We start from the raw sequence: 22365 nt of genomic DNA on the forward strand, positions 1-22365 counted from the left end.
TCCTCCTTTAATTATGTTCAAGGCTTAAACCTTTGAACGTTAAATACAAAATTAGTTGTTTGATCCCTTAATTAGGAATAAAACATATATAATTAGGGATAATTAATCCCTTATTAACTCATTTGCGGCACCTTCATCTGTAACAAGAACAGAATCTAACCCTTGTTTCATATAGGCTTTTATTGCCTTTGCTTTAGATGCACCGCCGGCAACTGCGATAACATCCGGCACTTCACCAACGTCATCAAGCTGAATCCCCACCGTTTGCACCTTATGTACAATTTCACCCTCTTGATCAAAATAATAGCCAAACGCTTCTGCAACAGCATTTCCGTTTATGATTTTCAGCATATCCTTTTCCGAAGTTCTCCGGCGCTCTGCCATTGTCTTAGCGTCTCCTATTCCATGTATGACCATACTTGGGGATTTCATTGTCGTAAGAAGCTCTTTGATTGAGGGTTCCTCAATAATCGATTGGTAAGCTTCCTTGCTTAGCTGGTCTGGGACATGCAAAAGCCGATAATTTCCGCTAGCACGTTCAGCCATCTTTGCACAGATTGTGTTCGCTTGATTCTCCACTGTCTCTCCCAGCCCGCCTCGTGCAGGGACAAAAAGAATTTCACGATTTTTACTGTCAGGAGTCATCATTTCCGCAACAGCGGCTAGTGTGGTTCCTCCGGTAACAGCGACGATATTATTCCCGTCCAATCGTTTTTTTATACATGACACACATGCTCTTCCCATTTCTTTTTTAACCCATGGGGATTGATCACTATCTCCAGAAACGACGATCACTTTATTAAGATTAAATTTCTCCTTTAAGGTATTTTCCAAAAGAGATAATCCTAAAACATCCTTCATCATTTCTTCGAGATCCGACAAAAGAGATTTTCCTTCCTTTGTTAAGCTCATACCTGAAGTGTGAATATCAACCAAATTCTGATCTTTCAGAAATTGAACTTCATTTCTAAGTATTCGTTCACTTAACCCAAGGCTAGTTGAGAGACTTCTGCGTCCAATCGGCTGCATTAATCGAATGTATTGCAGAACTTGATAGCGTTTTTGCATAACCTCTAAAAGGTCAGGCAATAATTTTTTTTGTACTTCTATTAATGATTTCATTTTGCTATCCCTTTCTGAGTCGAACTGGACCAATATCGTCCCGCTATGACTTATTATGTCCCACTCACTCAAAAAAAAATCTCCCTGCTACAATTTCATTTTAACAGGGTAAAATCGGAGTTTCAAGAATTGTTTCTTAAAGTTTTAAAGTAAGCGTTTTCTAATTGCATCTTTTTCCAATATTCCATATGAGACAACCTCATCATCAATTTTCACGACCGGAATCATAATTTGATAAAGCTCTAATAACCGATCATCCTGATAAATGTCCACAATCTCATATTCAAATGGAAGATCTTTTTGAATGTCCTTTAAAATCCCAAGGCCCTTATCACATAATGAGCAATTTTCTTTTGAGTAAAAAATGACCTTTTTCATGTTAACTCCTAGCCTTTCTCAAATTATGTACTGTTTATGGCTTTGTATAACTTGCAAGCTTGTTGTCTGTTTCCTTCGCTCACTGATATATGGTCCGGGAGTCCCAACAACTATGCACCTGCAAGGTCTCCCCCTTTTCCCGCCAAGCTAATACTGTCTTCTTATTGCAGATGTAGGAACATTCAGCTGTTCGCGGTATTTTGTAACCGTTCTTCTTGAAATAGTTATACCATACCTCGTTTTTAGCTCATTTGCAATTTTTTGATCTGAAAAAGGCTTCTTTTTATCTTCAGATTGAATTAATTCCTGAAGCTTCATTTTGACAGATGCAGTTGAAATTTCTCCATTGTCTTCATCAAGCTTATTGGAAAAGAATGATTTCATGCTTAGTAGCCCTTGTGGGGTTTGAACAAATTTATCCTTGATTGTTCTACTGACTGTCGATTCGTGAATTTCTAAAATATCTGCTACATCTTTAAGCGTTAACGGCTTAAGGACCGTTTTACCGTGAACGAAAAATTCCCTCTGTTTTTGGGCAATGACCTTCATCACATTCATCATGGTTTCTTTTCGTTGCTCGATTGCTCGTTGCAGCCATTTCCCTTGTGATAGTTTTTTAGAATAATAATCTTTCGTTTCTGAATCCAATACTGGATTAGATGGTTCTAAGGGCTCACTGACAATTAATTGTGGAAGAAGTTCATCATTAAAGATGATCTGCAGCTTGTTATTTGCCCTTTTCACAATAATATCAGGTGTCACATACCCTTCTTCATCACTTTCATATTTCAACCCCGGCCGCGGCTCAAGCTTTTTAATTTCATCCTGAATTTCTTGGATGTCACTGATCGAAATATTTATCTTCTTTGCGAGGTCTTTCCATGATTTTTCTGCAAACGAACGGAAATGATCAGAAATAATCGTTTCAGCAAGCGTGTTCCTGACCGGCAATCGCCTTAGCTGCAATAAAATGCATTCTTGCAAAGAACGGGCCCCAATACCTGCTGGCTCCAGGCTTTGGAGAAAATACAGCTTGCTTTCTAACAATTCTTCCTGAACATTTAATACTTTTGCCAGGTCAGCAAGATCATCCTTTAAATACCCATTTGCATCAAGCGCGTCAATTAATAAATCAAGACAAGCGCGTTCGGTCTTATCCAACGAAAAATCAATTAGCTGATTACGCAAATGGTCTCGTAAACTCGTTTTCTCTTTAAAAGTATTTTCAATAAAGGATTGTTTATCAGATTTGGCACTTTTCTTCCGAAAACGCGAGCTATAGGTTTCTTTCACTTCAATGAGAGGATTTTCCATTGTAAGTTCCTGGACATAAGAAAGGAGATCAGCAGAGGAATACTGCAATAGAGTAATAGCTTGCTGCAGTTCTTGAGTCATCTTTAGTTTTAACGTTTGTTCTTGAATTAACCCAATTTTCATTTTAACTCCTCCTATAACTACATTTTACTCAAAATTATGAAAAAACGTACTTCGTTAAGCGTGATCACCTTGATCAGCAGCATACTAACCAAACAATCTGTAAAAAGTCCCAGGCATTTGAGCTAGGGCAAAAGTAAAACGCTTACAATTTACTGAAGCTAAATAACAGCTTTCTAAGCTAATCTAACTACCCATCATTAATTATCCTACTACATGCTTATGTTTTTGTCATAAAAAAATGCTGAAATTAGAAGAATTATCGCTAAAACGAGTATAATTTTTAGTCTGGTTCTTCTTAAAATTTCTTGAATTGTTACATTGCTATAAAGGAATGTTTAATAATGGAAACATCCAGTTTGCCGATTGCTTCAAAGTGCAAAAATTGTTTGAAATCATAATAATTTAATCGCATCAAAGTTTACGAAAACAGCCTAAAATAACGGGGCTGCCTAAAGGTGGTTCAGCCCCGTTATTTACTTCTCTTTGTCTAGTCGTTTAGCTTTATTGTCCAAAAAATGAATCAATGATCTCTTCAAATAAGCTTGAAGGGACAGGCTTACTAAAGTAATAACCTTGACTTTCATTACAAAGATGTTGCTGAAGAAATTCAAGATGTTCCCTATTTTCTATTCCTTCTGCAACCACGTTTAAATTTAAGTTATGGGCCATGGAAATAATCGTTTTTACAATCGTTTCATCGTGATAATTATTGTGAAGCTCTCGAACAAAAGACTGATCGATTTTTAACGTATTAACAGGAAACCTTTTTAAATAATTCAACGAGCTGAATCCTGTTCCAAAATCATCGATGCTAATTCTGACGCCCAGGCATTTTAATTCCCGTAACGTAGTGATGGCCCGTTCAATATCTGCTGTCATGCTTTCTGTTATTTCAAGCTCTAAATACTGCGGTTCCAGTCCTGTTCTCTTTAGAATATCTGCAATAGCATCAACAAGATTTGCCCTGGAGAATTGTCGTGCTGATAAATTAACAGATATGATAAATCCTGAAAAACCTTTCTTATGCCATTCCTTCGCCTGGATGCAAGCAGTATACATGGCCCATTCACCAATGAAAAGAATTTGCCCTGTTTCCTCTGCTATTGGAATAAATTTCTCAGGCGGAATCATTCCCCATTTTGGATGGTTCCAGCGTATTAAAGCCTCGGCGCCAATAATGCGGCCTGATTTAAGATTAACCCTTGGCTGATAATGCAAAACGAGTTGTTTTTTATCGATCGCTTTATGCAATTCCATTTCCAGTTGTAAAGAATTATAGCTGCTGTCTTCCTTTATCAATGAGTAAAATTTATATGTTTTCTTACCGGCCGACTTTGCCTGGTACATCGCAAAATCGGCATGTTTGATAACTTTCTCCACAGTATCGCCATCATCAGGATATAAGCTGATTCCAATACTTGGAGAAGTAAAAACATCATATTGATTTATTTTATGCGGCACTGATAAAACTTGAATCATTCGTTCGGCCACTTTAGCTGCCTCATCACGATCGGCATCCTCCAAAATCACGATAAACTCATCTCCGCCCTGACGGAAAATTTCATCCTTTGCTTTTACAGAACCTCGCAATCGTTTTGCTACTTCTTTTAATAAAAGATCGCCCATCGCATGCCCCAATGTATCATTAATTACTTTAAAACGATCAAGGTCAATAAATAAAATGGCTTTTTTAACCTCTTTGTTTCCTTCATGTTCCAAACAAGTTGAGAGATATTTTTCAAGCATATTTCTGCTAGGTAAATCTGTTAAATAATCGTGGTATGCCAAATGTTGAATCATATCCTGAGCAAAAAATTGTTTCGAGAAGAACCTAATTGTTCAACATGTGGCAGGGCAATCAAAGGTGATGAGCTTGTTTATGTAAAATTGCGTTACCCAAAACGGCGAGGTATGACTGAAATAAAAGCCTATTTAAAAAATGAAGGAAGATTTATTTGTGAAGAATGTTTCCAAAATAAAAATAGCAAGAGTTGAGCTAATCTCAACCCTTGCTATTTACGACGCGCTCGGAGGGATTCGAACCCCCGGCAGACGTGGTACCGGAAACCACCGCTCTATCCAACTGAGCTACGAGCGCATATTATTGTCAGTAAGGAAAATTATACGGGAAACAGCAGAGAATTTCAACTGTCTTTTTATAGTAAAATAACGAAAATATGTGTTATTACGTTAAACACGGATTTTCATGATTTAATCTGTTTGAAATACTGGAAATGTGGGAAACATGATTACATGTTATGATGATGTAGTACATATTATAGGATAAACATGGTTAAAAAGGTTTTTATAGTCTTTTCGTTTGACCTTTATTGACCATAGTTGTATGATGGAATTACATAAGCAATACAATTGGTAGTCACAGAATTATGTTCTAAAGGATTACATAAGACAGATTTTCCTTTAGTACAATCTTTCTTACTTTTAAAGGAGGAATGGAGAATGAATTTAATCCCTACAGTTATCGAACAAACAAATCGTGGTGAGCGTGCGTATGACATTTACTCTCGTTTATTAAAAGACCGTATCATTATGCTTGGAAGCGGTATTGATGATAATGTCGCAAATTCAATCGTGTCACAGCTATTATTCTTAGAAGCAGAAGATCCAGAAAAGGATATTTCTATTTATATTAACTCACCAGGCGGATCCATCACTGCTGGTATGGCAATCTATGACACAATTCAATATATCAAACCAAGCGTTTCAACGATTTGTATTGGAATGGCAGCTTCTATGGGTGCATTCTTGCTTGCTGCTGGTGAAAAAGGCAAACGCTATGCCCTTCCTAACAGTGAAGTTATGATCCACCAACCACTTGGCGGAGCACAAGGTCAAGCAACTGAAATCGAGATTGCTGCAAAACGCATTCTTTTCTTACGTGATAAATTAAACAGAATCCTATCTGACCGCACAGGCCAGCCTCTAGAAGTAATCGAACGCGATACAGAGCGCGATAACTTCATGACTGCTGAACGCGCCCTTGAGTACGGCTTAATTGATAAAGTGTTAGAGCGTAACATTCTTGGTGGGAAGTAATTTCTGTAGGAAGTCCTTCATCTTAATTGATGAAGGGCTTTTTGTTTGCTTTTATTGAACGTTTAAAAGAATTTGTATGATCGCAGTATCTGAACTTGCATGTTAAGCAGCGGAAGAGATCTGAGTACCCCTTTTCACCTTTTATAAAAAGAGGTAGATGCTGATATATTGGAAGAGCGCTGATAAAAGTGGGAATCACAGATATATGCTCGGGAAACGCTGATTTATAGTCAGGAAGCGGTTTGGCCCCCTTATTTTGGACACCAATCTTTTGTTTTCTCGTTCTCTCTTAGTTTTTCATTTTCTGTTTTTCTTTGTCCCGAATAGCGATGATAAATCCCGAATAACGCCGATATATTTCGAATAACGCTGATATCTCTTTTAAAACTCGTCGATATATCGACTAAAGTCAATCCTCTAATAAATGTTCAAGAGAGAGCCCTGATAGAATTCACTTCTCTTTCTCCAACACAGTTGCCAAAAACAATAAAAAATAAGCACACCGTCAATTTCCTAAACGGTGTGCTTTTCACTTTATCCTTCTTGCTGGACATATTTTGCTAAGGTTTCTACGGCGTCCTGCTCGTCATTGCCTTCTGCAATCAGGGTGATGATGGAGCCTGAGCTGATTGCTAAGCTCATGAGTCCCATGATGCTTTTCGCATTTACTTTTTTACCGTCTTTTTCCAGAAATATATCTGATGCAAAACGGTTTGCTTCTTGAACAAATAAAGCAGCTGGACGAGCTTGTAAGCCCGTTTTCAGATGAACTTCAACTTGTTTTTCAACCATAATGATCTCCTCTTCTCTTTTTGTCATTTTATTTTAATGATAGCGGTTGTCCTGATCTAAGTTGTTCAGCAATTTGGTCTAGTTTTCGCAAGCGATGGTTTATACCAGATTTGCTAATTGTTCCGCTTGATACCATTTCTCCAAGTTCTTTTAAGGTGACATCTTGAAATTCGACACGCAGCTTGGCAATTTCTCTGAGTTTATCAGGCAATGCATCCAAGCCGATTTTATCATCAATAAATCGAATATTCTCCACCTGTCTTAGTGCAGCACCTATTGTTTTGTTTAAATTGGCTGTTTCACAATTGACGAGGCGATTGACTGAATTCCTCATATCGCGGACAATTCTCACATCCTCAAAACGCAGCAAAGCTTGGTGTGCGCCGATGATATTAAGAAATTCAGTAATTTTTTCAGCTTCCTTTAAATACGTGATAAAGCCTTTTTTTCTTTCTAGCGTTTTGCTATTTAAATCAAATGTATTCATTAACTCGCAAAGAGAATCATTATGCTCTTTGTATAGCGAGAAAATTTCAAGATGATAAGAGGAGGTTTCCGGATTGTTTACGGAGCCGCCTGCAAGAAATGCACCGCGGATATAAGAGCGCTTGCAACACTTTTTCTTGACGAGTGATGGCGATATGTTCCGTATTAAGGAAAAATCTTCCTCTAAAATTTGTAAATCCTCTAAAATATCTTTAGCTTTTTCAACAAGGCGAACAATATAAACATTGTTCTTTTTTAATTTCATTTTTTTCCGAACAAGCAGTTCGACTGAAACTTCATATTGCCTTTTTAATAACGTATAGATACGCCTTGCGATTGCAGCATTTTCTGTTTGAATATCCACCATAATCATTCGATTAGAAAAGAAAAGCGATCCATTCATTCTAATGAGTGCAGACAGCTCAGCTTTAATACAGCAAGGCTTTAGATCTAAGTTTGTGAGTTCTTTTTTTGTTTCAGATGCAAATGACAACCTCTGCACCCCCATTCTAAGACATGCACTTATGTTAATTCCTGCTGAAGAATTCCATATAAAAGTTTAGCTACTTTATTTGTATCATGCCTAATCACATTATTTTCATAACTTACAATTTTGTCTGTTATGACTTGAAGTCCTAATGCCTTTAGATTTTCAATATCATAGTGGACAGGCTTGGCAAGCTCCTCTTCATATAATGCTTTAATATGATCAGGAATTTCTTCTTTGTTGACAAGAATGGTATCCATAAATGTGCACTTCATATGATCGTATAATGCTCTGACATGATCACTGGCAGAATAATTTAATGTTTCTCCTGCCTGTGTCATCACATTGCAAATATAAACCTTTTTGGCTTTTGCCTTGCAAACCTCTTCTCCTATTTTTGGAACAAGAAGGTTTGGTAAAATACTTGTGTACAGACTACCCGGTCCGATGATAATTAAATCCGCTTCCTGAATCGCATCAATAGTTTCAGGCAATGGTTCAATCTCATCAGGGCTTAAAAAGACCCGTTTTATTTTCTTTCCAGAGAACGGAATTTTCGATTCACCGGAAACGAATGTGCCATCTTCCATTTCCGCATGTAAAATCACGCTTGTATTAGCAGCAGGTAATACTCTGCCGCGTACATTTAACACCGTGCTCATTTCTTTTATTGCATGGACAAAATCACCTGTTATGTTTGTCATCGCTGCCAGGATAAGATTTCCCAGTGAATGTCCTATTAGGTTATTCCCTTTATTAAAACGATGCTGAAAGAGCTCCTCAACAAGAGGCTCCACATCAGATAAAGCGGCCAATACATTGCGAATATCACCAGGAGGAGGGATGTTCAATTCATCACGGAGCCTGCCGGAGCTCCCGCCATCATCTGCGACTGTCACAATAGCTGTTATGTCAAGCGGGAACTGCTTTAATCCCCTCAAAAGAACGGATAAACCAGTTCCGCCGCCTATGATGACAACCTTTGGAATATGTTCCTGTCCCATTAATTAACGATGCTTCCTCTTCTCAATATCCCGGTGAGATACTTGAGTATGATAGTCATCCTTAAAGTAGTTTGCAATGTATTCGGCAAGTGTAACTGAGCGATGCTGTCCTCCTGTACAACCGATCGCAACCACGAGCTGGCTTTTTCCTTCCCGCTTATAATTAGGAAGCATAAATGTCAGCAAATCAATGAGTTTTTCTAAGAACTTTTGTGTTTCATTCCATTTCAGCACATAGGAGGACACTTCCTCCTGCAAACCAGTTTTTGGTCGCATATGCTCGATATAGTGCGGATTTGGCAAGAATCGAACATCAAATACAAGGTCTGCATCAATTGGAATACCATATTTAAAACCAAATGAAGTAACATTCACGGTGAATGCATGCTCAACACTTGATGAAAATTGCTTCAAAATTTTTTCTCTTAAATCTCTTGGCTTCAGGTCGGACGTATCATATATAAGCTGCGCTCTGCCTTTTAGCTCCTCAAGAAGTTCGCGTTCTAATCCAATCCCCTCTAAAGGAAGTCCTTTTGATGCTAATGGATGTGACCTGCGCGTTTCTTTATATCTGGTTACAAGCGTTGCATCTTTCGCATCAAGGAATAGAATCTGCGGTGTGAGCCAAGTGCTTTCCGCCAAATCATCAAGAGCCTGGAAAAGATGATCAAAGAATTCCCTTCCACGGAGGTCCATGACCAAGGCAACCTTATTCATTTTTGCTCCAGATTCCTTCATCAACTCTAAAAATTTAGGCAGCAGCGTTGGAGGCAAGTTATCAACACAAAAATATCCTAGGTCCTCAAAGCTTTGAATGGCAACGGTTTTACCTGCACCTGACATACCTGTAATGATGACCATTTGTACATCATTAGGTGTTGTTTGCTGCTCATCTTTTTCATTTGTCATCGTTTATTCCTCCTCTCTACTGATACCTAGCTCTTTTTTAATGTATCGTGAACTCTTCGAAGCTCGGTGATTATTGTGGATCCAAACGATAAGAAATCAAATGATATTCAGGTGTATATGTAAAGGTTCCATATAGCATGCCCGTCCCTTTAATGACATAATCTAAAATATGATGATCACCAGGAGCCATCGGCAAATGCTGTATGTCTTCCTTTTCATGCCACTTAATCGTTCCTTCCTCAGATTCCAAGACATTTGTTCCTTGATAATCTGTAGCCAGGAACGTAAACATCATCCATTCAGAAACGATCTCTTTTCCATCCTGAATGATGAAGGTAAATACGCCCTTCAACTGAGGGTTTTTAATGTATATGCCTGTTTCCTCACGATATTCACGGGTGACGGTATCCTTGATTGACTCCCCAAGCTCCATTTTTCCTCCTGGAGCTACCCACCAGCCTCTTTTTGGTTTTTGCAGGAGAAGAACTTTGTTTCCTTCTACTAAGACGCAATTTGTCACTCGCTGCAACTTCTTCACCTCAATTTTCACATGAAATCAAAAACATAATGAAGCTTTTTATCTTCTGTCAAAAATAACCGCTAAAATCTAAGGAATGATTAGCTGAGAATGATCGACATTCCCTTCTAACGGATGACATTGCATCCCTTTAAGAAACATTTGTTACGTTCTTCACTTTCTTTCATTTATTATACTATTTTAATTGTGTCTTAACAACGAACACGTCATTAGATGTTTTTATATGTATGTACGTCTGAAATGGAAAACAGTTTCAATAATTTTAAAAAAGTTGTTTTAAAAAAGAAACTCAGATAGATAACCTGTACTAATACATGGCCAAGCAAAAGTAAAACAGCTGGAGGACAAAAAAGGGAGCATGGGAAAGGGCGCCCATGCTCTAAAATAAGTCTATTTATAAAAGGGGGTCAATTACTAATTATATAATAACTTATAATTGTTTCACCCATGTTACAGGTAAGTTAAAACAGAATTACGAATTTGTAAAACAAGCTTCATAATCGTTTCTTACTTAACTGCCTTTAGCTTTTCAGCTAGTTCTTCAACATAATGCTGAGCGCTTTGAGCAGCTATACTACCATCACCAGTTGCTGTGACTATTTGGCGCAGCATTTTTTCACGAATATCTCCAGCAGCAAAAATTCCTGGAACCTTTGTTTCCATACGATCATTTGTTTCAATATAACCATTTTCATTTGTTATTCCAAGGCTTTCAAATGGCTTTGATAATGGGACCATGCCGATGTAAATGAAGACACCATCTGTTTTAAATTCTTGCTCTTCCCCAGATACTGTATTAACTAAGGTTACTTTGCCGACCTTGCCATCTTGTTCATGGATTTCTTTAACTGTATGGTTCCAGATGAAGTCGACTTTTTCATTATCAAATGCACGTTGCTGAAGGATTTTTTGTGCTCGTAATTCATCACGGCGATGAACGATTGTAACTTTAGAAGCGAAGCGTGTTAAATAAACTCCTTCTTCAACCGCCGAATCTCCGCCGCCAACTACAACAAGCTCTTTGCCTTTAAAGAATGCACCATCACAAACCGCACAATAAGAAACCCCGCGACCGCCTAGTTCTTTTTCGCCCGGTACACCGATCTTCTTATATTCAGCACCTGTTGTGATAATAACAGCACGTGCTTTATATTCTTTTTTCCCAGCTTTTACAATTTTGTACTCTTCGCCATCAACAATTTCTTGAATGTCGCCATAAGCATATTCCGCGCCAAATTTCTTCGCATGATCAAACATTTTAGTTGAGAGCTCAGGTCCTAAAATATGATCAAAACCTGGATAGTTTTCAACCTCTTCCGTGTTGGCCATTTGTCCGCCCGGCACTCCGCGCTCAATCATCAGCGTTGAAAGATTTGAACGTGATGTATAAACAGCTGCCGTCATCCCTGCTGGCCCTGCTCCTGCGATAATTACGTCATAAATTTTTTCTTCAGACACGAATGTTCACTCCTCATACGTTGTTTTCTTAAATAACTTGTTATGTTAAGAAGACATCATCTTCTAATAGCTCTTTCTTCGTAATAAGTCTTCTTTTAGTTTACCCTACAAACATCCTATAAAATTACAACGAATCTTGCCATTTTTTTGCTCATGCGAAAAGCGGAAGCGCCTTGTTCAGCCCCGACAAGCATAAGCCGCTCAGGAATAGAAGACGTTCTTCGTCTTCAATTCCTGAGTGGCTTATGACTCGAGGGGCTAGGCGCTGCAGCTAGACATCAAGACTAAGTACAAACTTTCATGTCTCAAACTAAAAGCATAAGCTCCTTAATCCGCCAACCTTCTCACTTGTTTTACATATTTTCCTATCGTCGAAACAGAAACACCGTACAATTCTGCGACAGCTGTTTGGCTTATAGGTTCGTCTTGCTGGTCTTTCCAAATATAATGCAGTGCTGCGGCCCAGCCAAGATGATTTTTCATTGAAGTCCCATTTTTAAACGCTTTGACAAGCGTGCGAAAAACAAATAAGAAGAACTCATCATCCTCTTCGTGAACAAATAATACATTTGCGATATGATAAATAGAGGCTATTTTATCATAAGCGTTATAATCCTTTGATAAAGCCATCTCAATAAATTCTTTTTCTAATTGAGATTGTGGGACATTCGCTGTCTTTAGCCCAAGAATCTGATCTTCATTATTCGTTTGTACAGCAAGAAAAACTGCATACAATCTCTCTTCAAGTGTCAAGCTTTTCATACGCTGTTCGCTAGGATCTCTTTGTTGATTCCACGGCTCAGAGCCAGCCTTGCTTTTATTTTCTTTAAGGACCCGCTCCCACATTTGCTCAGCAAACGTGATGTGACCGGTAAAATAAGCGGCATAGGATAGCCAATAATAAAAAGTGTCATCCCCTTCAAAGCCTTGCTTATAAAGGGAACGAAGCCATTTATATGCGAGCGGATAATACCCGACCAATGCGAAGGTTGCTCCAAGCTTATAGCGATGCTCGTATAGAAGCGGATGGACAGATGACAGCATGTTTGCAAGCTCCTCCACCTTGTCATCCTGGCGTTCATAATAATAAAAAACTAATAAATTGCAGTAAGCATGAAGATTACCAGGATTGCTCCGGAGAACAGTTTGCAAATATTCCTTCGCTTTATCAACCTCTCCAATATAGAAATAAGCGAGCGATAAATTATTATGAGCAGACCAAAATTCAGGGTATTCTGCGACAATTTCTTCAAGCAATAAAATCGCCTCTTCAAATTGACTGCTTTCGAGGAGTGACTTTGCTGCATCCTGTTTTAAAATTAAATCATCAGGATCTTTTAAAAATGGATCATCATCATCATCATCTTCCATTGTAAGAAGCTCAATGAGATCTTCGTTTTCTATCGTAAATTCACCAAATGGTTCCTTATTTGCATATTCAGTTGCACACTTGTATGCTTCCTGAAATAATCCAAGATGTGCGTAATTGTTTGCCATAAAGTAGTGACATTCATTCATGTCTTTATCAACTTCATCAAGTATATAGGAAAGCAATTCATTTGATTGGCTGTACTTTCCCATATCGGTATAAATAGTCGCGAGCTGGGAGAGCTTTACAGAGTCCTTTGGATCTAACTCGATTGCCTTTTGCAAATATTTGCTTGCTTTTTGAAGGTTTTGTTCTCGATAAGCCTTTAGGCCTTTATGATAATAATATTGTCCATCTTGGAGAAACGGGACAACCTGTGCTTTTTGTTGTTGTTTGCTCAATTGTTTTCCCACTGAAATCCTCCATTTCATTCATTTCACCGTAGGTTAGTATACCACAAGATAAGCAGGGAACAATAGTATGAATAGAACAGACTCGGGGAGATTTTATAATTGGAAAAAGAAGTAAGGGAAATTCAAGAGGCTGTTTTCATTTTTTTCTCAGAGATCAGTCAATACCTTTTTCTATAGAACCGCTACCTTGCTGAAGTTCCTGCAAATGCTATCAAGGCATTCAAACACATATTTCATCCTTTCTTGGTTATAAATAAAATTAAATTATCATTCGTTGGATCAGATTGGAGCTTTTTAAATGATGAAGGTGGCATCTATAACTGTTGAACTGATCATTGGTTTTTTCCTATTGTTTATCCTTGTTAAGTTCGTGGGCAGAAAAATTATCACCCAAATCACTCCATTTACATTTATTGCTGCCGTTGTATTAGGCGATTTGCTTGGAAATGCCTTATATGACCACCACATTGGTGCAGGCTATATTATTTATTCCATGGTCCTTTGGGGACTATTACTCTTTCTTGTTGAGTTTCTTGCACAAAAGATTTTATTTTTAAGAGGAATTTTCGAAGGGAAGCCGGCCGCACTCATAAAAAACGGGGTAGTCGATCAGGAAGCCTTGAAAAAAAGCCGGATGAATCTAAATCAACTGCAAAGCCTGCTGCGCCAAAGCGAAACATTTTCTATTCGGGAAGTCGCCTTTTGCTATTTGGAGGCAAATGGTTCAATCAGCATCTTAAAGAAATCTCCTTATCAGAAAACAACCCAAGAGGATATGAATTTGTCAGTAAAGCCAGTCTATGTTCCGGTCACCCTCATTCGTGATGGACAAGTATTATGGGATGAACTAAAAGATCTCGGCTTTGATGAAAACTGGCTAAAGATTCAGCTGTTATCACAAAATATCTCAGATTATAAAGATGTTTTTATTGCTGAATGGCTTGAGGAAGACGGGATTTTTGTACAGACTTATGTGAAGGCGTAACTGTATTTCATTTCTCTGAAATAAAAAAGAGCATGGATAAGCCCTTAATTTTTGATTCATTATCCTATTTCAATCACATACGACGTCATTTCTTTTATTTTCGAATTCTTGCCTGCACTTGTAAACATGTAAACGTCACAGAATTCTAACTTTCTATTGTCTTCTAAAAGTAGCGTACCGTTAACAGCTCCGGACCGTCCATGGGTGATGATGTTGCTAATCTGAATTTCCCATACGGGGCTATCGTTTATTTGTTGCAAAGCTTCAGCAAAGTGGTCTTTCCCTTCAATTTTTTCACAACCGATTTTATTCCACAGAATATCATCAGAAACATTCTCAAGAATAAAGCTTATATCTTTTTTGGCCAAGGCAATGATAAATTCCTTAAGCACGACTTTTTTAGGGGCATTTCCACAATCCTCTGGGCAGACAACATTTATATTATTGTAATTCGCATTATTCAAGGGTTTATTCTCCTTTTATGCAACGATTAATCGTTTAGGTCTATTGTGGCCAATCACTTTTTTGATCCTTAAAAAATTCGCTCTGATTATTCCGTTTCTTCCGCTGCGTTTTCCAATTTTAATTCGGCTTCCGTTTTCACCGTTTGATCAATGTCTTCATCAAAAACTTGTGACCAATCTTCCTCTGGATCAAATTTCCCTTCTTCCAGTTCATATTCATTTACTGAAACATGCAGATTGTAAAGGGTTTTATAAATATGGTACACATTTTTTTGACTTTCAGTTTTACTTGCTGCTTGATTAATTCTTATTAACACGTTTAACAAATCTTGAGATGTGGAATCAGTTGATGAAATTTCTTCTGGCAAAAATTCATCAATCTCTACAGCACGCTGGTGAAGCTCATCTACAACTTTTGCTGACACCCAGCCGTCAGAGTAATTTCCATCTGGTCCATTCCTTCTGGCATTTCGAAAATAATTTCCATTCACAAGTGAATCAAAATATTCAAATTGATTTTCCACCAGTTCTTTTAATTCTTCTTCTCGTTCTGCTTCGTCATTTTCATTTACGATTTTTTCAACCTCAGGTTCAGCAGCTGTTTCGATTTCCTCTGGAACACTTTCTTCCGTTGTATTTGAGCCTTCCGTTTCTTGAGAAGGCGTATTTATATTCATAAGTAATAAAATACCAATAATGATAACACCACAAAAAACTCCAAGAATACCTTTTTTCACGTTTGAACTTCCCCTCTAAATTCCTTTGACTAATAGTATTATTTTAAGATAAAAACAAGTAAATTTTAAAGGAAAAGCTATGAATTTTACTTTTCCTCTATTATTCCTTTTATTTTACCATATTGCACCATAGCCCTTCCTATCTATTTTTCCAATCACATGAGAAAAGCGCAAGCGTCTTGATTAGCCTAGGACAAATAAGCCAATTTAGAAAAGAAGGCGTTCTTTCCCTTCAATTCTAAATTGGCTTATGACCTCAAGTGGCTAGGAGCAGGAGCTAGACACAAAAACTATGTTAAAATTTTATAGTTTCCTTTTGAAAAAGGATCTTCCTTCGAAGACCTAAGCTGTTTTTTCTAGTAAAAAATCTCTTAATCTATCCCTTATATTTTGCAAAAACACAAGTATCCCTTAATTCCTGTGTTCCTGGTGATATTCCATCATTTTTTAGAATTCCTTCTAATGTAAACCCTAATCTCTCCGGTATCGCTCTGCTTCTGACATTATTTGAATCACAGCGTCTCTCTAGCCTTCTTGCATTTAGTTTATGAAAAGCCAAATCGGTAATACCTTGAACCGCCTCTGTCATATAACCTTTTCCGCTATAACGAGTATCAATCCAGTAGTCAATTTCAAATTTGGGAATCGACCAATTGATTCGATGTAATCCAGACGAAGCCACAAATTCACCCGTTTCTTTTAAAAAGACGTGAAGGCGCAAATCGTCTCTTTTCAAAAAATTTATATGTGCCTCTCTGACGTTAAGCTCTACATCCTGTTCCGTTTGCTCGTATTGGGCAAATGGCATCCACGGCTTTAATTCATTGATAGACGCTTGAATCGCGCGATATACCTCAGGGCCGTCCCCAGGCCTTGGCATCCGAATGAGTAATCGTTCTGTTTCAACTTTTTCAGGGACATCAATTAACAATGGATTCAAGCCGATCTCACCTCATCATCTCATGTTACTGCTTCATTGAAAGCTTCAGTCAACTACTGGGTTTCCTATTTCAATTAAGACCATGTCTATTCCTAAAAAAGTGGATAGGACAATGATCAGTAATCCTGTTTCATCAACTTGAGATTGAACGAGTTTCAATACGAAAGACCGCCAAGAATAACGGTCTTCCTAAAACTTATAAATTAATTATTACCTGTATCAGGCCCAGGTCCTGGATCAATCTTAAATGGAACTTGTTTTGTTGAAACTGTTTTAAACTCTTTTACTAGTTTATTATATTTTACATCATTTTCAATGAGAAGGTCACCGTATTCCGGAACAAGGGTATGGAAGTTCTGTTCTTTGTTGTGTTTCGTAACGAATAAATATTTTTTTCCTTCCTCTAAAAGCTTATCATGTTCAATAACGTACGTTTTCTTTTCTTCCTCATCATAGCCACCTTGCTGGTTGACAACAATGGTACCAGTCAATTCGCCTTTAAGATTTTTCTTTACTTCAACAGCGAATTGCGTTTCGGGTAATGTGTTTAATTTTTTTGAGCCTTTTTTCTTTACAACTTTTCCAACAAATACATTGTCGGCCCAGCCAACTAATTGATTACGATCAGACAAATCAAGGGCAGAGGTTGTGTGGACAATAACCGTTTCTGGCTCTTGTTTGTTTTCAAGAGCTTGATCCTTAAATGAATTGGCATTAGCATAAGAAAAAATACCAACTAAGGCAAGGATGATGCCTGCTGTTATCATGAGAGCTTTTTTATTCATTATCCTTTCCCCTCCCTACCATAAACTGCGGTAATCGCTTTTGTCATGTGATTGCGGTGTATGGGCCATGTCGCTGACATATTTGGCCATAACCTGACCTGAGTAACTGTGGGCAAGACCTAGCGCATGCCCCGTTTCATGAATGCCGACAATTTCTTCTTTACGATCCCCATAAGGCACCATATATTTCTTGTTGAAATAGATTTCATCTGCACCTGATGTATTTGTATATAAACCAGCCCATGTTACGTCATTTCTGGTTGTGCTCATATATGTGACATCTTCATAAACCCAAGAGTCGTCTGGGGCGATATTAATTCTGCCGACACTATTCCACTGACTGCGAGCATGACTGATCGCATTATTGTAGCCAGTCTCGTCACCATAACGAATTTCTCCATCATCAACAGAGTCATAACCTAAAAAGTGAGCCTTCGTACTAGTTGGAACTAGCAGCATCGTAAAAACTAAAGCACCAATGACAAGGGTGTACAGCTTTGCCTTCATTTCATCCCTCTCCTTTTGATCATTTTTGTATGCTTTTAGTGATAACAAGAAACTGAAAACTATGTAAAATAATTCCCTCTCTTTTTATCACCTGTTTACAGTATTCAAAAATTTCATCACATATCCTGATTAATTGTAAAATATTGAAAAATAAGGATAATATCTCAAAATGTCCAAATTTTGTAGTGCTTTTTACATAAAAAAACAGTCCAACCAAAGAAGCTGGACTGTTTGCTTTTCAAGGCTCAATCTTATAAGGAATTTGATTTTCATACGCTTTTTTATAGGTTTCGATTAACTCTTTCTGCTTCTCCTCATTTTCTATTAATACATCACCATAAGCAGGCACCAACGTATGCCAATTCTCTGATTCAAGGTATTTTGTTGCAAACAAATAAGTTTTTCCAGGCTTTATGAGGGAATCTCCATTTATAACCGTTAATTGATTTCCATCATAGCCGCCATTCTGATTGATGATAATGGTTCCGTTTAAATCACCTTTAATCGTTTCGAGCACCTTTACGTTGAATTGGGTTTCTGGAAACCCGCTGATTTTCTTTGTCCCAGCTTGTTCGATGACTTTACCAATAAATACATGATCGGCATAACCTACCAGTTTACGAGGATCACTTACATCTACTTCATAACCCACATCCATGTTTATAATTTCTGTTTCCGATGGTTGATTGACCATGTAATAAGTTCCAGTAAATAATCCAATCATCAATATTGCAGCCGATATCAAATAAGAGATACTATATTTTATCCTTTTTGAGTTTTTCCGTGGTAAATTTGCAAGTGTTTGATCGATTTTAGTAGAAATAGAATCTGGTACCTCAATTTTAAGGTGCTCCTCTTTTAATCTGGATAATTGCTCATCAAGCTTGTTCATGTATATCCACTCCTTTCTCCGAACTCAAGGATTTTTCCAACTGTTTCTTTGCACGGTGAAGTCTTGTTTTGACAGTCCCTACGGGTATATCCACAATATCAGAAATTTCCTTTATAGATAAATCTTCGAAATAAAATAAAACAATAACGGTACGTAATTCATTTGACAGTTTGTTGACGGCATCCCGTATTTCAACATGGTGGTAATCCTTTTCAACCCTAGGATAATCCTCCCACGTATCAGTTGGAATCACTCGCTTCTTCTTTCGTAAAATCGCATAGCACTCGTTTATGAGAATACGTATGATCCAAGTTTTGAAATAATCTGGTTCTCTTAAGGTTTTGATTGAATCAAACGCCTTTAAAATCGTTTCTTGAATCGAATCTTCGCATTCAACCTCTGATCTTAAAATAGATAAAGAGATACGATACAATTGTGCTTGATGACTTTTTATCAGCTGGCTAAATGCTTCTTTATCACCTTTTTGCGCCCTTATGACGTTATTATAGTCTGACAACAAGAACCCTCCCTTCTGTTCCTACACGTTAGATAATGCAAACACCTTAAAAGTTCATCTTAATTTAAAAAATTTTTTTAAGTTAGTTACTCTTATAATAGGATAAAATTTCCTCACAGAGGCTTTTTTATATCTTAAAAAGAGCGCTGATGCATAATCAGCGCTCTCACTTTACATTTCTTTTATCATCTCTACTCGGTTACCGAAAGGATCTCTAAATTCAAAGCGTTCATAACTAGGGATCGGAACAGAGTCGATTATTTCTATATGATGTTTCTCTAATACTCTTCTCCAATATGACACATCTTCTACTTCGTAGGCTAAATGGGCTTTTGTTGTGAATCGATCAAAGCCTTCTTCTGTTCCTACATGTACCTCAAGATTCCCAACTTGCAGCCAAAACCCTCCTCTTCCTTTAAGGGAGTCCGGCTTTTCAATTTCCTTTAATCCTAGGATACGAAAATAAAAATTCTTCCCTTCTTCCTCAGCACCTTTTGGAATCGTGATTTGTGCTTGATGCAATCCGATGATCATTTACATTCCCCCATTTTAAATTAACTCCATTATAACCCATTTAGAATTAACAGGAGGGTCATTGGATTGTAATGTTACAAAAGATAGCTTATAAATAAGCCAATTGAGAGCAGAAAGCCAAAAATGGTATTCGTTTGGCCAGTTGCTTTCATCGCCATCACCATATTCAATGGATTATCTCTGCGTACAAACCCCTGTATAGCCTGAATCGGCTTTGGGATACTCAGGAAAATAAGAAACAGCCACGGACTTATATTCGTCGTAATGACTAAACCTGTAATCCATACATAAGCCAGAACAAATAAAAATGCCAAGAAATAAATGGCTCTTTTTTGTCCCATCAAAATCGCTAGCGTCTTGCGTCCGCCCTTTATATCCTCTTCTATATCACGAATGTTGTTCGAGAGATTGATAGCACCAACAAGAATCGCAATCGGAATGGAGATTAAAATACTTTGTGTATTGATCATGCCTGTTTGAATAAAGAAAGAAATCAGTACGAAAAATGAACCCATGCAAATCCCTGCAAATAGTTCTCCAAAAGGTGTATACGCAATTGGATAAGGTCCTCCTGTGTACAGGTATCCAATCGCCATACCTCCAAGTCCAACCACAGCCAACCACCAGCTGCTATTGCTGCAAATATAGACGCCTAGCAATAATGCAATTCCGTATGAAGCTAACGCTAATTGCAGCACCGTCTTTGGCTGCATCCCGTGACGTACGATCGCTCCTCCAATACCTACAGAGTCTTCCGTATCAAGCCCGCGTTTAAAGTCATAATATTCATTAAACAAATTCGTAGCAATTTGAATAAAAAGACAAGAAAAAAGCATCGCAATAAAAAGCCAAATATCTATCTCCGCATAAAACATCGCTAAAACCGTTCCAATTAAGACAGGTACAAATGAAGCCGTTAATGTATGAGGACGAGTTAATTGCCATAATACTTTTCCTGTACTATGTTCTCCTGTATGTTTATGATTTTTTAATTTCTCCTGACTCATTAATCTTTTCCTTTCTATAAAAATAAATCTAACTGACTTCATTATACCTGTATGTTCATTAAAAAAGAAGATATTGCCGCAAAGCTAAGAATAGCAAAACTTTGGGACTATCCCTGAGTTCTTTGGGATTGAACCACGGCTCCTCTTTTTTGAACCACTTCTCTCATTAATTGATCCGCTTCTCTTTTTTATTGAACCACTTACCGATTTTTTGAACCATTCACCTGTTCTGCGACCACTTATTCTGTTGATTGAACCACTCTTCTCATTAATTGAACCTGAACCACTCCTCTGTTCTGTGACTACTCATTCTCCTACTTAAACGACATTTCATGTTATATTTTCTTCCCCCTTCTCATATTGAAAAAGTAGAAAATTGAAAGGGCTGGTTGTTATGAGGACAAATTATCGAAGGTGGTCAGAGTATCCTTATCAAGGAGAGCAAACCCCGCCTAAGGCTTATCAGGCTCCCGCTTATTTTCCGATGTTTTTTATTAAGAGACAAGGAAAAAATATATTTCTTGATCCCTTTGGGCAACGGATTCATTGGCAAATTAAACATCCTCTTGAGATTGATTGGGGTAAGGAGTTATCGATTGTTGAACAAACTTTAGCATCGTTAACACCTCAGCAAATCCGCCTCGCACAATACTGGGGAACGGTCGAAGCAACGGAGAACATGATACCAATGATTTTCAGCTTTGCAAAAAAATACCGGCTAGGCTCTCCGCATCTTGCCAGAGCACTTGGATATTTTCATGCTGCTGTTAATGATGCCTTTGTGATGTCCTGGTATTTTAAGTATCTTTGGGATGTGGCACGACCGAATCAATATGGCAGGAACCTTTCTCCTGTATTGACAACACCGCGTTTTCCAGCCTACCCTTCTGCACACGCCACTGTTGCAGGATCTGCTGAGTCGATCTTAAGCTATTTCTTCCCGCCAGAGGCCGAAAATATTAAAAAGGTGATGGAAGGATGCGCCCTGTCACGTTTGTACGCCGGTGTTCATTTTAAAATAGATAATGATGAAGGATTAAGATTAGGCAGGCAACTTGGGAATATCGTTGTACGCCTTTTAAGGACACAAAATGTAAATGATGCTTTATGAACAAAAGTGCAAGCGCCTCGTTCAGCCTAGGGCAAATAAGACGATTTAGAATAGAAGGCGATCTTTGCCTTCAATTCTAAATTGCCTAGACCCTAGAGGGGCTAGGCGCTGGAGTTGGATGTCGAAGCGCTTATCCACAGTTCAAGAAATTTATAATTTCCTGGCAGAGAAAAACCGAGAAAATGGAACAGCCCATTTTCTCTCCCCTCTTCTTCCCACTTCTTCCCTAAAGAAATTTACAAAAACCAAATTATTTTCACAAAATCTTTACTTGACATCTACCTGACACATTTCACCTTTAGACTAACTATTGTGTTAATCAACTAATTGATTACTATCTCCTTTAAAAAGGAGGTTTATAAGTCTGAAATGAATACTCTGGGCACCCAGTTAAAAAATGGGCATAGCAAAACAAGCCATCGATCGATGACTCAAC

The 22365-nt window shown here is 37.8% G+C and carries 24 protein-coding genes and 1 tRNA gene; 4 read left to right on the top strand and 21 right to left on the bottom strand.

Annotation, left to right across the window (positions count from 1 at the left end; translation table 11 throughout):
* Positions 1–102: 102 nt before the first annotated feature.
* The 4 genes from Q1B07_RS16625 to Q1B07_RS16640 form a co-directional block, all read right to left on the bottom strand.
* Positions 103–1122 carry a sugar-binding transcriptional regulator gene (locus Q1B07_RS16625; RefSeq protein ID WP_299092401.1) on the bottom strand — a complete coding sequence of 340 codons (1020 nt, stop codon included), beginning with the start codon at positions 1120–1122 and terminating at the stop codon, positions 103–105.
* A 144-nt stretch (positions 1123–1266) separates the two neighbouring features.
* Positions 1267–1500 carry a glutaredoxin family protein gene (locus Q1B07_RS16630; RefSeq protein ID WP_299092354.1) on the bottom strand — a complete coding sequence of 78 codons (234 nt, stop codon included), beginning with the start codon at positions 1498–1500 and terminating at the stop codon, positions 1267–1269.
* 147 nt (positions 1501–1647) lie between these two features.
* On the bottom strand, positions 1648–2937 hold the full coding sequence (gene rpoN / locus Q1B07_RS16635) for an RNA polymerase factor sigma-54 (protein WP_299092353.1): 1290 nt from the start codon (positions 2935–2937) through the stop codon (positions 1648–1650).
* 501 nt (positions 2938–3438) lie between these two features.
* A complete protein-coding gene (locus Q1B07_RS16640) occupies positions 3439–4725 on the bottom strand; it encodes an EAL domain-containing protein (RefSeq protein ID WP_299092351.1) in 1287 nt (428 codons plus the stop codon).
* Positions 4726–4752: 27 nt separating this feature from the next.
* Here Q1B07_RS16640 and Q1B07_RS16645 point away from each other — a divergent pair, with 27 nt between their 5' ends.
* Entirely contained in the window at positions 4753–4932 is a 180-nt protein-coding gene (locus Q1B07_RS16645; protein ID WP_299092399.1) for a Fe3+ hydroxamate ABC transporter substrate-binding protein, read from the top strand.
* A 27-nt stretch (positions 4933–4959) separates the two neighbouring features.
* On the opposite strand, the gene Q1B07_RS16650 is transcribed toward Q1B07_RS16645, so the two are convergent.
* Positions 4960–5035 (bottom strand) — tRNA-Arg (locus tag Q1B07_RS16650).
* Positions 5036–5397: 362 nt separating this feature from the next.
* Here Q1B07_RS16650 and clpP point away from each other — a divergent pair.
* The gene (gene clpP, locus Q1B07_RS16655) at positions 5398–5994 is read left to right on the top strand and encodes an ATP-dependent Clp endopeptidase proteolytic subunit ClpP (RefSeq protein ID WP_299092350.1); all 597 of its coding nucleotides are present in this window, start codon (positions 5398–5400) and stop codon (positions 5992–5994) included.
* 534 nt (positions 5995–6528) lie between these two features.
* Here the strand turns inward: clpP and Q1B07_RS16660 are convergent.
* The 7 genes from Q1B07_RS16660 to Q1B07_RS16690 all read right to left on the bottom strand — a co-directional run bounded on the left by Q1B07_RS16660 (position 6529) and on the right by Q1B07_RS16690 (position 13450).
* Complete coding sequence (locus tag Q1B07_RS16660) at positions 6529–6786, bottom strand: HPr family phosphocarrier protein (protein WP_299092349.1); 258 nt, start codon at positions 6784–6786, stop codon at positions 6529–6531.
* A gap of 28 nt (positions 6787–6814) precedes the next feature.
* Positions 6815–7765 (bottom strand): DNA-binding protein WhiA, encoded by a 951-nt coding sequence (whiA, locus tag Q1B07_RS16665; protein ID WP_299092347.1) that lies wholly within the window; start codon positions 7763–7765, stop codon positions 6815–6817.
* 29 nt (positions 7766–7794) lie between these two features.
* Positions 7795–8763 (bottom strand): YvcK family protein, encoded by a 969-nt coding sequence (locus Q1B07_RS16670; protein WP_299092345.1) that lies wholly within the window; start codon positions 8761–8763, stop codon positions 7795–7797.
* 3 nt (positions 8764–8766) lie between these two features.
* Positions 8767–9672 (bottom strand): RNase adapter RapZ, encoded by a 906-nt coding sequence (gene rapZ / locus Q1B07_RS16675; RefSeq protein ID WP_299092344.1) that lies wholly within the window; start codon positions 9670–9672, stop codon positions 8767–8769.
* A 70-nt stretch (positions 9673–9742) separates the two neighbouring features.
* Positions 9743–10201, bottom strand: coding sequence for an 8-oxo-dGTP diphosphatase (locus Q1B07_RS16680; protein ID WP_299833107.1), 459 nt, complete (start codon positions 10199–10201; stop codon positions 9743–9745).
* 516 nt (positions 10202–10717) lie between these two features.
* Complete coding sequence (gene trxB, locus Q1B07_RS16685) at positions 10718–11668, bottom strand: thioredoxin-disulfide reductase (protein WP_299092342.1); 951 nt, start codon at positions 11666–11668, stop codon at positions 10718–10720.
* A gap of 327 nt (positions 11669–11995) precedes the next feature.
* Positions 11996–13450, bottom strand: a complete 1455-nt coding sequence (locus Q1B07_RS16690) for a tetratricopeptide repeat protein (protein ID WP_299092341.1) — start codon at positions 13448–13450, stop codon at positions 11996–11998.
* A gap of 301 nt (positions 13451–13751) precedes the next feature.
* On the opposite strand from Q1B07_RS16690, the gene Q1B07_RS16695 reads away from it, so the two are divergent.
* Positions 13752–14435 carry a DUF421 domain-containing protein gene (locus tag Q1B07_RS16695; RefSeq protein WP_299092395.1) on the top strand — a complete coding sequence of 228 codons (684 nt, stop codon included), beginning with the start codon at positions 13752–13754 and terminating at the stop codon, positions 14433–14435.
* 59 nt (positions 14436–14494) lie between these two features.
* Here the strand turns inward: Q1B07_RS16695 and Q1B07_RS16700 are convergent, their stop codons facing one another.
* From Q1B07_RS16700 to Q1B07_RS16740, 9 genes are all read right to left on the bottom strand, one after another.
* Positions 14495–14899, bottom strand: coding sequence for a nuclear transport factor 2 family protein (locus Q1B07_RS16700; protein ID WP_299092340.1), 405 nt, complete (start codon positions 14897–14899; stop codon positions 14495–14497).
* Between the two features lie 86 nt (positions 14900–14985).
* Positions 14986–15636 carry a hypothetical protein gene (locus Q1B07_RS16705; RefSeq protein ID WP_299092339.1) on the bottom strand — a complete coding sequence of 217 codons (651 nt, stop codon included), beginning with the start codon at positions 15634–15636 and terminating at the stop codon, positions 14986–14988.
* A 376-nt stretch (positions 15637–16012) separates the two neighbouring features.
* Positions 16013–16576 carry a GNAT family N-acetyltransferase gene (locus Q1B07_RS16710; RefSeq protein WP_299092338.1) on the bottom strand — a complete coding sequence of 188 codons (564 nt, stop codon included), beginning with the start codon at positions 16574–16576 and terminating at the stop codon, positions 16013–16015.
* Between the two features lie 203 nt (positions 16577–16779).
* Positions 16780–17361: a hypothetical protein gene (locus Q1B07_RS16715; RefSeq protein WP_299092337.1), complete on the bottom strand. Its 582-nt coding sequence runs from the start codon at positions 17359–17361 to the stop codon at positions 16780–16782.
* A 15-nt stretch (positions 17362–17376) separates the two neighbouring features.
* The gene (locus Q1B07_RS16720; RefSeq protein ID WP_299092335.1) at positions 17377–17868 is read right to left on the bottom strand and encodes a matrixin family metalloprotease; all 492 of its coding nucleotides are present in this window, start codon (positions 17866–17868) and stop codon (positions 17377–17379) included.
* A 238-nt stretch (positions 17869–18106) separates the two neighbouring features.
* Positions 18107–18760 (bottom strand): hypothetical protein, encoded by a 654-nt coding sequence (locus Q1B07_RS16725; protein ID WP_299092334.1) that lies wholly within the window; start codon positions 18758–18760, stop codon positions 18107–18109.
* On the bottom strand, positions 18747–19277 hold the full coding sequence (locus tag Q1B07_RS16730; RefSeq protein ID WP_299092332.1) for a sigma-70 family RNA polymerase sigma factor: 531 nt from the start codon (positions 19275–19277) through the stop codon (positions 18747–18749). Before Q1B07_RS16730 ends, Q1B07_RS16725 begins: the two co-directional genes overlap by 14 nt.
* Before the next feature lie 171 nt (positions 19278–19448).
* Positions 19449–19811 (bottom strand): VOC family protein, encoded by a 363-nt coding sequence (locus tag Q1B07_RS16735; RefSeq protein WP_299092330.1) that lies wholly within the window; start codon positions 19809–19811, stop codon positions 19449–19451.
* 74 nt (positions 19812–19885) lie between these two features.
* Positions 19886–20818, bottom strand: coding sequence for a 1,4-dihydroxy-2-naphthoate polyprenyltransferase (locus tag Q1B07_RS16740; protein WP_299092328.1), 933 nt, complete (start codon positions 20816–20818; stop codon positions 19886–19888).
* Positions 20819–21212: 394 nt separating this feature from the next.
* Between Q1B07_RS16740 and Q1B07_RS16745 the strand changes: the two genes are divergently transcribed.
* Positions 21213–21929, top strand: a complete 717-nt coding sequence (locus tag Q1B07_RS16745) for a vanadium-dependent haloperoxidase (RefSeq protein ID WP_299092327.1) — start codon at positions 21213–21215, stop codon at positions 21927–21929.
* Positions 21930–22365: the final 436 nt, after the last annotated feature.

Source organism: uncultured Metabacillus sp. (assembly GCF_947503125.1).
GTDB lineage: Bacteria > Bacillota > Bacilli > Bacillales > Bacillaceae > Metabacillus.